Origin of the sequence: Vibrio iocasae, from assembly GCF_042245395.1 — a bacterium.
GTDB classification, from domain to species: Bacteria; Pseudomonadota; Gammaproteobacteria; order Enterobacterales; family Vibrionaceae; genus Vibrio; species Vibrio iocasae.
In genome coordinates this window covers 375,102-387,672 of record NZ_CP145311.1, presented here as the reverse complement: position 1 = coordinate 387,672, position 12,571 = coordinate 375,102, and the positions used below count along the sequence as shown (strand labels likewise).

The window sequence follows — 12,571 nt, the reverse complement described above, 5'->3', positions numbered from 1 at the left end:
AATCAACTACACCTTAAATTGTCCAACATGCTTACTTAGGCTTTCTGAAATACCATTCAACTGGTGGCTACTTTGCTCTGTTGCCTGAGTATCTTGAGCTACCGAGCCTGCGACAGTATTAATATCCGTAACTCCTGCACTAATATCCTTAGATACTGTGCTTTGCTGAGCAGCGGCGGCTGCAACCTGAATATTCAATTGATGGATCTGATCCATGCTATCAAGAATACTCAATAAGGTATTATTCGCTTTCTCTACCTGCTCAACACCTGTTGCAACACTGGATTGACTGCTCTCCATTGCGCCAACAGCCGACTGTGCACTCTGTTGAAGACTTTGAATGATATTCTCTATTTCACCCGTAGATTCAGACGTTCTTTGAGCCAAGGAACGAACTTCATCTGCTACAACAGCAAACCCTCGCCCTTGTTCTCCAGCACGCGCAGCTTCTATTGCAGCATTAAGAGCAAGTAAGTTTGTTTGCTCTGCAATTCCCTGTATAACATCCAATACAGCGCGAACCTGATTGCTCTGCTCGTTTAGCTGACTAATGACTTTCGACGTATCCGCGATATTTTGATCCAAATCCTGTGTAACCGTGCCTAATTCGAAGATAACATTCTGACCTTCCTGAGCGGCATTTTTACCATCATCTGTGGCAGATGACGCTCTGTTCGCAATACCTGCAACCTCTTCAGCTGTCGCGGCCATCTCTTCGGTAGCAGTGGCCAGTTGTTCCAAGCCTGACTGCTGTTCTTCCATTTGTTGGCGAGTGTTCACTGAGCTATTCAGAGTCATCTGAGCTGAATGACTTAAATCACTAGAGCAATCAGATACCGCGCTGATCAAAGGCTGAGTTTTATCTAGGAAAGTATTACAAGCATCTGCCAATGAACGCGTTTCGTCCTTAGTGTTTATATGCAGACGTTGTGTTAAATCTCCTTCAGCGACCATGTTCAACACATCAACCGTTTTGCGAATTGGTTTAGTAATTTTTCCAGCCAGGAAGAAAGCTAGTATGACTGACACAGCAGTGATCAAAACAGAAAGAATAATCTGCATATTTCTGGCGTCAGTGTTTGCAGACTCAATGCTGTTAGCCAGTTGTTCTATATCTTGATAAACCAGGCTAGTAGGTACGACAATTGCAACCTGCCACTGAGCAGTTGAACTCTTAAAGCTTACAGGAGCAGTAACAATAATGTTCTCATTGCCAAGTTCAAGCTTACTTCCATTGCTGTTCAGCAATCGTGAAATATCGTTGTTATTTAGAGGCTGACCAATACCTTTACCAGCGCTATGCCCTGCGATATAGCCATTCTGGCTAATAATGAACACTTCACCTGCGCCATCAAATAAGTGTGAACTGATCTCGTTAGCAAGATCACTAAGCACATTAATTGAAACATCAATGGCCACGATACCCAGCGCTTCTCCACCCACCACAACGGGTGAAGAAATCGTCGTCATCAGTGTATCTTGCCCATTAATAGAGTAGACATAAGGATTTAGAATGCAGTCTTTCTTGGTCTCCATAGGACATAGATAGTACTCACCTACTCTATCCCCATTACTGTTTCGACTGCTATCTTCATACCCCTCCATTAATGCCAGAGAGATGCCCTTTGAGTCTCTGTTCCAATATGGAACAAATCGGCCTTGTCCATCGTGCCCACCAGCGGCTTTAAACAGCGTATCGGAACCTAGGCTGTTAGGTTTCCAACCAGAAGCAAAACCAATGTAGTCCGGGTTTGTTTCCGTCATATCTTTCAGCATACGCGTCATGACTTTGCGAGATTCTTTCGCATCAATTTGCCCTTCATCTAGCTCTTTTTTTATTGTGCTGAAAGTGGATGAAAGTGTGCGTGCTTTGTTGAGTACTTCATTTAGCTGATCATGTACGACTGATGAAGTTGTGTTGACCTCTGAAATTAAATCCTTTTTTACCATATCAATCAGTAGCTCACCTGACTTCTCTTCTGTCAGTTGCTGAACATCAGCAGAGTTACTAAGAGCGCTTCCTACCAGAGCAACAGATATCAGAAGAGAACATACGAACATATAGACACTTATTTGTGTCTGAATAGACTTAAATTGCATAGGTTATCTCTTTATTATTAGAAGAATGTTGTGCGGATAGTTGTATAAAAAACACGCGCAGTATAGTGCATGGTAAAAAGCAAAAATATAGACACGATCAATATTTCATTAACTAGCTCATGTGCTATTTAAGTGGATAGACCAGACAACCAGAGTTTGCTCTTTAGGCCAGTAAATCCATAAGGAAAGTAATTGGTTTGAAAGAGAGTCGAGATAAATAAAGAAAGGGGAAGCAATGCTTCCCCTTTCATTTATCTATAGTTTTCTTCTTAGTAACATTATCGCCACCATGAGGAACAGTATACTAGGAGCGATTGCGCCTATATAAGGCGGAATCTTATATACTAAGCTCAACGGCCCAAAGAACTCACTGGATATGTAGAAGGTAAACCCAGCAATTACACCAGAAAGTATCCTAGCTCCCATAGTCACACTACGCAGTGGACCAAATACAAAAGAGAGCGCCATCAACATCATCACGGCAACAGAAAGGGGCTGAGTTAGCTTACGCCAAAATGCCAGTTCATAGCGTGATGCATCCTGCTCTGAGGCCTTCAGATAGTTTACATAGTCATACAGCCCACTTAATGCCAACTCTTCCGGTTTCACCGTTACGACAGCGAGTTTATCCGGAGCCAAAGATGTATCCCATTCATAGGTTTTCTGGGTCACTTTTGAGACTTCAACTTCGTTCTCCATGTTGGTAACCTGAACGTCGTTCATCTGCCATCGATTGTCACTGATGTAGTCAGCGGTAGCCGCATAAATAACCTGGCTTAACTTCTTATCTTCATTAAAACGCCACAAGTTAACTGCCGTTAGGTTGTCATCATCAACTCTTCCGATGAAGATAAAGTCGCTTGCATCTCGCGCCCAAACACCACTTCGAACAGATACAATTTGGCCACCAGATACCGAAAAAGCACGCAGTTCCCTGGCCATCTTCTGTGCCTGAGGAGCTCCCCACTGTCCTAATGCCATAACAATCAACATTAGCGGTACTGCGGTTTTAAGTACTGACAAACCAATATCCAACTTGGAATATCCAGCCGCCTGCATAACGGTCAGTTCAGAGCTTGCAGCCAACATACCAAGCCCAATTAGCGCACCAAGCAAAGCAGCCATTGGGAAGAACATTTCAATATCACGTGGAACAGAAAGTAGTACAAAATAAAGAGCTTGTAACAAATCGTAAGTACCGCGACCAACTTTTCTTAGCTGCTCAACATATTTGATGATACCGGAAAGACCAACGAGCGTAGCAAGTACAAGCGAACTGGTAGCGATAATGGTTCTGCCGATATAGAGATCCAGAATTTTAAACATGCTTTACGCTACCTTCTTGCTTAGTTTTCTTTGTCTGATTTTATCTTTGAACTTACGGACAGCCACACTATCTAGTGAGTTCATTATTATGCCCGATAGCAACAACGCAGTATTAATAGGCCACATTCCGATATGAGGTGGAATAGAGCCATCTTCCATAGCGGACTTCATCGCACTCAGCGACAAGAAATAAGCCAGATAAAGTAGAATAGCGGGTCCCATTTTCGCAAATCGTCCCTGACGAGGGTTAACGGCAGACAGCGGTACCACTAACATGGTCAGCATTGGTATACAGATAATTAAAGATATGCGCCAGTGCAGCTCCGCATTCGCTTTCAAATCCGGATTACCAATAAGATCAATGGTTGGTCTCGCTTCCCAGTCACGTCCTTTTCTCTTCACTTCTCGCTGACCAATTAACGCATCATACTCTTCAAAATGAGTGACCATGTAGTCTACGCGGAAAGGGACACCTTCATATCTGGAACCATCCTGAAGTGTTAGCACCTGACGACCATCGGTCAACTCTTTTACGACGCCAGTCTTAGAAAGCGCAACACTCGGTCTTAGTGAGTCTTTTGGCACTATTTGAGCCACAAATACACTATCAAGATTTTTACCATCTACATCGTCGATAAAGACTACAGCGCTACCGTCAGGTGTTCTCTGGAATTGCCCTTTCTGCAGCAATTCAACACTGTTGTCGGATGCAACTTCTTCTATCAACTGAGCTTCTTTATCCTGAGCCCATGGAGCAAGCCATAGTGAGTTAAACGCAGCGACTGAAGCCGTAATAACTGCAAGGTAAAGCGCTGCCTGAATCAAAAACTTGTTTCCGATCCCGGTGGCGTTCATTACGGTTATTTCACTTTCCGCATATAAACGACCAAAAGTCACCAAAATTCCGATATATAAACTCAGTGGCAACATGAGCAAACCCATCGCTGGCATGTTTAAACCAACAATAGAAAGAATAAGACTCGCTGGAATATCGCCGTCGGAGGCATCGGCTAAAACACTGATGAATTTCTGACTAATAAATATCAGAAAGAGCACAAAAAATATGGCGAACTGGCTCTTGATTGTCTCGCGGGTCAAATATCTGACAATAATCACGCTAAAAGTACCTGTACAAAACTTGTTTTTTTAGTCTAATCACTATAATTTCTCGGTGAACCTTTTATTTTATTAATTTTTCGACTAAATGTTAGATATTAGGTTCAGAGTCATTCTATAGAATTTTACGTATTAATTTCTGATTATCTAACATTTAGTTCTATTTGTCTTCACGATGTAGGAGTACGCATGGAGTTTAGTGTAAAAAGTGGCAGTCCGGAGAAACAGCGCAGTGCATGTATTGTCGTTGGTGTGTTTGAGCCGCGACGTCTATCTCCAGTGGCGGAACAGTTGGATAAAATTAGTGACGGCTATATCAGCTCACTACTGCGCCGCGGTGATTTAGAAGGTAAACCAGGTCAGATGCTGCTATTGCATCAGGTACCGGGTGTACTATCTGAGCGAGTATTGCTGGTTGGCTGTGGTAAAGAACGCGAGCTTGGTGAGCGTCAGTACAAAGAAATTATCCAGAAAACTATCAGTACACTAAATGAAACGGGTTCTATGGAGGCTGTTTGCTTCCTGACTGAACTTCACGTTAAAGGCCGTGACACATACTGGAAAGTTCGTCAGGCAGTAGAATCCACAAAAGATGGGCTCTACACATTTGATCAATTTAAGAGCAATAAGCCGGAAACTCGTCGCCCTCTTCGCAAGCTGGTATTTAACGTTCCTACTCGTCGCGAACTCAACCTTGGTGAAAAAGCCATTGCTCATGGCCTTGCTGTAGCGTCGGGTGTTCGTGCTTCAAAAGATTTAGGCAATATGCCACCAAACGTAGCTAACCCTGCTTACCTTGCGTCTCAGGCGCGTCGCCTTGCGGATGATTTTGAAACGGTGACAACCAAAATCATCGGTGAAGAGGAAATGGAAAAGCTGGGTATGACCTCTTATCTTGCCGTAGGTCGTGGTTCTAAGAATGAATCCATGATGTCGGTAATGGAGTACAAAGGTAGCCCAGATTCTGAAGCTAAACCGATTGTCCTGGTTGGTAAAGGACTGACATTCGATTCTGGCGGTATTTCCCTTAAGCCGGGCGAAGGCATGGACGAGATGAAGTACGACATGTGTGGTGCGGCATCTGTTTTCGGAACCATGAAAGCATTGGCAAAACTGAATCTGCCAATCAATGTAGTAGCAATCCTTGCAGGCTGTGAAAACATGCCTGGAAGCAACGCGTATCGTCCGGGTGACATATTAACAACCATGTCTGGTCAGACTGTTGAAGTACTAAACACGGACGCTGAAGGTCGTCTTGTACTTTGTGATGCGTTAACTTACGTAGAGCGTTACGAGCCAGAGTGCGTCGTTGATGTGGCAACTCTGACAGGTGCTTGTGTTATTGCATTAGGTCATCACATCAGCGGTCTGGTATCTAACCACAACCCGCTAGCTCATGAGCTCGTAAACGCCTCTGAACAAGCGGGTGACCGTGCATGGCGTCTGCCAATGGCTGACGAATATCAGGAACAGTTAGCAAGCCCATTCGCGGATATGCAAAACATCGGTGGTCGTCCGGGCGGTACTATTACTGCGGGTTGCTTCTTGTCTCGTTTTGCTAAGAAGTATCACTGGGCACACGTAGATATCGCAGGTACTGCATGGAAGTCTGGTAAAGCAAAAGGCTCGACTGGTCGTCCTGTATCTATGCTGGTTCAGTTCCTGCTAAATCGCAGCGGTCAGGAAATAGAAGAGTAAAAAGCAAGTTTATCGTCATTCCTGCTCCGGCAGGAGACTCGTCTCGTTCCCACGGTCTCCGTGGGAATGCATACCTTGAGCTAAATTTAACGCATACGCGCTAGTTCGACTACGGTATGCGTTACCACGCAGGAGCGTGGGAACGAGTTAAGTATCACACCATGCCTACCGCCACTTTCTATATCATCAAACCCGACTCTCCCCAGAGCAAAGAACAAGGCTTTGAGGACTACGTTCTGTTTCTGATAAAGCACTTTGTTTCTCAGGGAGCAAAGCTGTACCTAAACGCAGGTGATAAGCAAGAAGCAGAAAGGTGGGATGATAAACTCTGGCAGCTTTCAGGTGCTCAGTTCCTCCCCCATAATCTTGTGGGTGAAGGACCAAAAAACGGCACTCAACTTGAAATTGGTTATAGCAAGCTTAAGCCAAGCTGGAACCGACAAATCATAATAAATTTGTCTAAAGATGAGACAATCTTTGCCCGAACCTCTGCACAAGTGGTAGACTTCGTGCCTTGCGATGAAAAAGCGAAGCAACTGGCTCGTGAAAGGTATAAACTATACCGTCAGGCTGGTTTTCAGATGCAAACCATCGATATTGAACACCAAATTTAATACTAACCGTATAGGTAACGTCCTTCTCCTCAGTTAAGAGAAAGAAGAGGAAATTTACCTATACGGTTTATCTAGTTTAAAAATCAACGAAAAGTATCCATTAAGAACGCCATGGAAAAGACATATAACCCACAATCAATTGAGCAATCTCTATACCAGAACTGGGAAGAGAAAGGCTACTTCAAGCCACACGGTGACACCTCTAAAGAATCATACAGCATCATGATCCCGCCACCGAACGTCACAGGTAGCCTGCACATGGGTCACGCATTCCAGGACACTATCATGGATACGCTGATTCGTTGTGAGCGAATGAAGGGTAAAAACACCCTTTGGCAGGTTGGTACTGACCACGCAGGTATCGCAACTCAAATGGTTGTTGAGCGTAAGATTGCTGCAGAAGAAGGCAAAACTAAACACGACTACGGTCGTGAAGCTTTCATCGACAAGATCTGGGAATGGAAAGGTCAGTCTGGCGGCACAATCACTCAACAGCTTCGTCGTCTTGGCGCATCTGTAGACTGGGAGCGTGAGCGCTTCACTATGGATGACGGTCTTTCTGACGCAGTTAAAGAAGTTTTCGTTCGACTTTTCGAAGAAGATCTTATCTACCGTGGTAAGCGTCTGGTTAACTGGGATCCAAAACTTCACACTGCGATCTCTGACCTTGAAGTTGAAAACAAAGATAAGAAAGGCCACATGTGGCACTTCCGCTACCCTCTTGCTGATGGTGCGAAAACTGCGGAAGGTAAAGATTACATTATCGTAGCAACCACTCGTCCTGAAACTATGCTTGGCGATACTGGTGTTGCGGTAAACCCAGAAGATCCACGTTACAAAGATCTTATCGGTAAAGAAATTATTCTTCCTATCGTTGACCGTCGCATCCCTATCGTGGGTGACGAACACGCGGATATGGAGAAAGGTACTGGTTGTGTGAAGATCACTCCCGCGCATGACTTCAACGACTACGAAGTTGGTAAGCGCCACCAGCTACCGATGATCAACATCCTGACGTTCAACGGTGAAATCCTGGACGCAGCAGAAGTTTATAACACCAACGGTGAAGCTTCTGATGTTTACAGTACAGAGCTTCCTGCAAAATACCACGGTGTTGAGCGTTTCGCTGCACGTAAACTGGTTGTTGCTGAGTTTGAAGAGCTTGGTCTTCTGGATGAAATCAAAGATCACGACCTAACAGTTCCTTACGGCGACCGTGGTGGCGTGGTTATCGAACCAATGCTAACTGACCAGTGGTATGTACGCGCTGCACCGCTTGCTGAAACAGCAACGAAAGCGGTTGAAGATGGTGAAATCCAGTTCGTTCCTAAGCAGTACGAAAACATGTACTTCTCCTGGATGCGTGACATTCAAGACTGGTGTATCTCTCGTCAGCTTTGGTGGGGTCACCGCATCCCGGCATGGTACGACAACGACGGCAACGTTTATGTAGGTCGCACTGAAGAAGAAGTTCGTGAAAAGAACAACCTTGCTCCTGTTGTCGTTCTTCGTCAGGATGATGACGTACTGGATACATGGTTCTCATCTGCGCTTTGGACTTTCTCTACTCAGGGCTGGCCAGCAGATACAGAAGATATGAAGATGTTCCACCCATCTGATGTTCTGGTTACTGGTTTTGACATCATCTTCTTCTGGGTTGCTCGCATGATCATGATGACCATGCACTTCATCAAAGATGAAAACGGCAAACCTCAGGTTCCGTTCAAGACGGTTTACGTTACTGGTCTTATCCGTGATGAGAACGGTGACAAGATGTCTAAGTCGAAGGGTAACGTACTTGACCCAATCGATATGATCGATGGTATCGATCTTGAGTCTCTGGTTGAGAAGCGCACTGGTAACATGATGCAGCCTCAACTAGCGAAGAAGATCGAAAAGAACACTCGTAAGACATTCGAAAACGGTATCGAAGCATACGGTACTGACGCACTTCGTTTCACTCTTGCGGCTATGGCATCTACAGGTCGTGACATCAACTGGGATATGAAGCGTCTGGAAGGTTACCGTAACTTCTGTAACAAGCTATGGAACGCAAGCCGTTACGTGCTGATGAATACAGAAGAGCAGGATTGTGGCCTTCAAGGTGGTGAGATGGAGTTCTCACTAGCAGACAAGTGGATTGAATCTCAATTCCAGATCGCAGCGAAAGAGTTCAACGCACATATCGACAACTACCGTTTAGATATGGCCGCTAACACCATTTATGAGTTTATCTGGAACCAGTTCTGTGACTGGTACCTTGAGCTAACTAAACCAGTACTTTGGAAAGGCAACGAAGCACAGCAGCGTGCAACTCGTCATACTCTGATTACTGTACTTGAGAAAACACTTCGTCTTGCGCATCCGGTAATTCCTTACATCACTGAGTCTATCTGGCAGAGTGTTAAAGGTCTTGCAGGCGTTGAAGGTGAAACCATCATGACTCAGGCGCTGCCTCAGTTTGATGAAGCATCTTACGACGAAGCAGTTGTAGCTGATATCGAGTGGGTGAAGGGCTTCATCTCAAGTATCCGTAACCTGCGCGCAGAGTACGACATCAATCCAGGTAAACCTCTGGAAGTCATGTTAAAAGCATCTGACGAAGCTGATGCTGCTCGCCTTGAAGCGAACAAACAAGTTCTTGTTTCTCTGGCTAAGCTAGAGAGCGTACGTGTTCTTGCTGCTGACGAAGAAACACCAGCTTGTGCTACAGCACTGGTTGGTAAATCTGAACTGATGATCCCAATGGCAGGTCTTATCGATAAAGACGCTGAACTTGCTCGCCTTGAAGGTGAAGTGAAGAAGACGCATGGTGAAATCAAGCGAATCGAAGGCAAGCTAAGCAACGAAGGTTTTGTAGCCAAAGCACCAGAAGCTGTTGTCGCTAAAGAGCGTGAAAAGCTTGAAGGTTACAAAGAGACTCTGACTAAGCTGGAAGAGCAAAAAGCAACAATCGCTGCACTTTAATTCTTAGCAGCTCAATATACTCTCAAGAGGTCTGATGAAAATCAGGCCTCTTTTTATTTAGCCCTGTTGTGAAAGTTTTTCCTATACCTTCGGGTCTGGATAGAAGTAAGCAGCAGCACAAGGTTACAAAGGTAGATAAAAGTAAGAACTTTATTATTTCTTTCTAATCATTATTAGAAGCATGCCGATAACAGTGATAGTATTTTCATCCTAAATATTTCAAGGACTATTACGTTATATGCAGCAGGAAAATCACGAACAAAGACGTCAGTATTACAGGTTACGTTATCCAAGGAATGACCGACCCGTAATCACACTGATGGACAAGAAGTATCATGTTTGTGAGATTTCAGAACAGGGACTGAGAATTGTTTTCTTAAGCCAGAATCCTGTAGCAATCGGCTTAACTGTTTCAGGAAAAATAAGCTTTCACGATAGTGAAACTCTGTCGATTGAAGGTGAAATTCTGAGGCAAGATGACTTAGAAGTAATAATCAAACTTACCAAAGGCGTTTCATTTAAACGCATGACCGTTGAACAGCTCTACTTACGCAAAAAATATCCCAAGGTATATGCTAGAAAGAAAAGAGTCGCGAACAGTTAGCAATGAATAAGCTAAGTATTCTGAGTGACATCTGAATGTAACTAAGGTGTCACCATTTTCTCATTTTACTGACGCTTGTTTGCAACCTATTCTTCATAGCATACGCTGAAATACAGTGAATATTGAGGTAGCAAGCTATGGAGACTGTCAGTCCATTTCGCCTTCCAAGGAAAACACCATTTGGTATCGGGGAATCATTCGCAGAATGGGCAACCGGACTTAGTACATTAGATAAGTTTTATGCTCAGCGCCCTGCTGGGTGTAACACACAAGAGTTCCTCCGGTTTACCTTAGAAGTTCTTGGTATCGATTATCAGGTTATGCACGGCTCAATGGACTCAATTCCGGAGAAAGGAGCAACCGTCGTGGTTGCAAACCATCCGCTTGGGTGTGTTGAAGGTGTCATTCTCGCGGAGATGCTACTCTCGGTACGTAGCGATATTCAGATCCTCGCTAACCAATACCTTAAAACCGTTCCCGAACTAGATGAGTTGTTCATTGGCGTTGATGTATTTGAGACCCAAGATGCTGCCAGGGCAAATATGCGAGCCCTACGTGCATGCAATAAGCACCTTGCCAACGGTGGATTACTTCTCATGTTCCCAGCCGGAGAAGTATCACAAATGGTCGATAGCAAGGCCAAAAAGCTTGAGGACAAAGAGTGGAGCCGTTCGGTTAGTTCCCTTATTCGCAAGAACAAAGCGGTTACTGTGCCAATGTTCATCAATGGTATGAACTCCAAGCATTTCTACATGGCAGGTAAAATTCACCCCCTTCTTCGTACTCTGATGTTGGGACGAGAACTGCTTAACAAAAAGCAGGATACTATCTCCATCGCTATTGGTGACCAAATCAAATACAAGGAAGTGAACAACCTTGATGACAATAAGCTGGTCAATTATCTTCGTCTGAACACTTACCTGTTAAATCGCGATGTGAGTCAGGTTGTTCAAACTGAAAATGGCGGCGATAACTCGGAACCAGTAGCAGGGGCGCTTCCACTCGATACCTTGTTAGCCGATATAGATTCATTACCAGAAGACGACCATTTGCTTTCAAGTGGAGACTTTGAAGTTTACTGCACGACATCAGAAAAGATTCCAGCACTGATGCACGAGATAGGCCGACTTCGCGAGCTGAACTTCCGTCAGGTAGGAGAAGGTACTGGTCTCGCTCTCGATATCGATGACTTTGACAAGTACTACAGACACCTGTTTGTCTGGGACAGAGAGAATCAACAACTGGTAGGCGCATATCGCCTGGGGCTGGTTGATAGCATTCTTCAGGAGCAACAGTTAGATGGGCTCTACTCAAGAACCTTATTTAACTATGACCAACGCTTTTTAAACAGAATGAACAATGGCAAGGCGATCGAGATGGGACGCTCTGTCATTGGTGAAAAATATCAGCGAAGCATGAGCGCACTGCTATTGCTTTGGAAAGGTATTGCCACCTTTGTTCACAGGAACCCACAATATACTCACCTGTTTGGTCCGGTTAGTATCAGTAACGATTACAGCCATGAGGCTCGTCAACTTCTGGCCGAAACCATGACGCTACACCACTATGATGTGGAAAGTGCAAAATGCGTAACTGCATCCAACCCTCTTAAAGCTAAGCAGTCTTCATGGAATACGAGCTTATTGACGGCTCTAGGTGACCTTCAATTGTTATCTCGTGTCATTGCACGTGTAGACAAAGGAAAAGGTGTTCCGGTTCTTCTGCGTCAGTACCTTGGTTTAAACGGAAAACTGGTTTGCTTTAACGTAGACCCTGCGTTTAATGATGCGTTAGACGGGCTGATAGTGGTGAACCTGAAGAAGGTACCTCAAAAAACGCTAGGGCGTTATATGGGATCAGAAGAGAGCCAGAAATATCTCTCTTATCATTCCGTTATTGAAAGCGAGTCCTAACAGCATACACAAGAAAGCCCGCTTAGATAACTAAGCGGGCTTTCCGTACTCTACCGAGTCAAACTGGTGCAGATGGGGAGACTTGAACTCCCACGGCCGTGAGGCCACTAGCACCTGAAGCTAGCGTGTCTACCAATTCCACCACATCTGCCTGTACATTCGATAATCCGCTTAGTTGTTAGATATTTAAAGCAGATTTAGCCCGATATGTGAACTTAGTTAGATATCTGTTT

8 protein-coding genes and 1 tRNA gene are annotated in these 12,571 nt (G+C 44.6%); 5 read left to right on the top strand and 4 right to left on the bottom strand.

Features of this window, described 5'->3' with window-relative positions:
• Positions 1–6: 6 nt before the first annotated feature.
• The 3 genes from SNR28_RS11320 to lptF form a co-directional block, all read right to left on the bottom strand.
• Positions 7–2,100 (bottom strand): methyl-accepting chemotaxis protein, encoded by a 2,094-nt coding sequence (locus SNR28_RS11320; protein ID WP_375752498.1) that lies wholly within the window; start codon positions 2,098–2,100, stop codon positions 7–9.
• A gap of 255 nt (positions 2,101–2,355) precedes the next feature.
• On the bottom strand, positions 2,356–3,426 hold the full coding sequence (lptG, locus tag SNR28_RS11315) for an LPS export ABC transporter permease LptG (RefSeq protein WP_375752496.1): 1,071 nt from the start codon (positions 3,424–3,426) through the stop codon (positions 2,356–2,358).
• Positions 3,427–3,429: 3 nt separating this feature from the next.
• Positions 3,430–4,542: an LPS export ABC transporter permease LptF gene (lptF, locus tag SNR28_RS11310; protein WP_375752494.1), complete on the bottom strand. Its 1,113-nt coding sequence runs from the start codon at positions 4,540–4,542 to the stop codon at positions 3,430–3,432.
• Between the two features lie 189 nt (positions 4,543–4,731).
• Here lptF and pepA point away from each other — a divergent pair, with 189 nt between their 5' ends.
• From pepA to SNR28_RS11285, 5 genes are all read left to right on the top strand, one after another.
• Positions 4,732–6,240, top strand: a complete 1,509-nt coding sequence (gene pepA, locus SNR28_RS11305; protein WP_375752492.1) for a leucyl aminopeptidase — start codon at positions 4,732–4,734, stop codon at positions 6,238–6,240.
• Positions 6,241–6,401: 161 nt separating this feature from the next.
• Entirely contained in the window at positions 6,402–6,854 is a 453-nt protein-coding gene (locus tag SNR28_RS11300) for a DNA polymerase III subunit chi (protein WP_375754071.1), read from the top strand.
• Positions 6,855–6,965: 111 nt separating this feature from the next.
• Positions 6,966–9,821, top strand: a complete 2,856-nt coding sequence (locus tag SNR28_RS11295) for a valine--tRNA ligase (RefSeq protein ID WP_375752490.1) — start codon at positions 6,966–6,968, stop codon at positions 9,819–9,821.
• Between the two features lie 238 nt (positions 9,822–10,059).
• Complete coding sequence (locus tag SNR28_RS11290) at positions 10,060–10,425, top strand: PilZ domain-containing protein (protein ID WP_375752488.1); 366 nt, start codon at positions 10,060–10,062, stop codon at positions 10,423–10,425.
• Positions 10,426–10,562: 137 nt separating this feature from the next.
• Positions 10,563–12,338, top strand: coding sequence for a lysophospholipid acyltransferase family protein (locus SNR28_RS11285; protein ID WP_375752486.1), 1,776 nt, complete (start codon positions 10,563–10,565; stop codon positions 12,336–12,338).
• A 64-nt stretch (positions 12,339–12,402) separates the two neighbouring features.
• Here SNR28_RS11285 and SNR28_RS11280 read toward each other — a convergent pair.
• Positions 12,403–12,489, bottom strand: a tRNA-Leu gene (locus SNR28_RS11280).
• Positions 12,490–12,571: the final 82 nt, after the last annotated feature.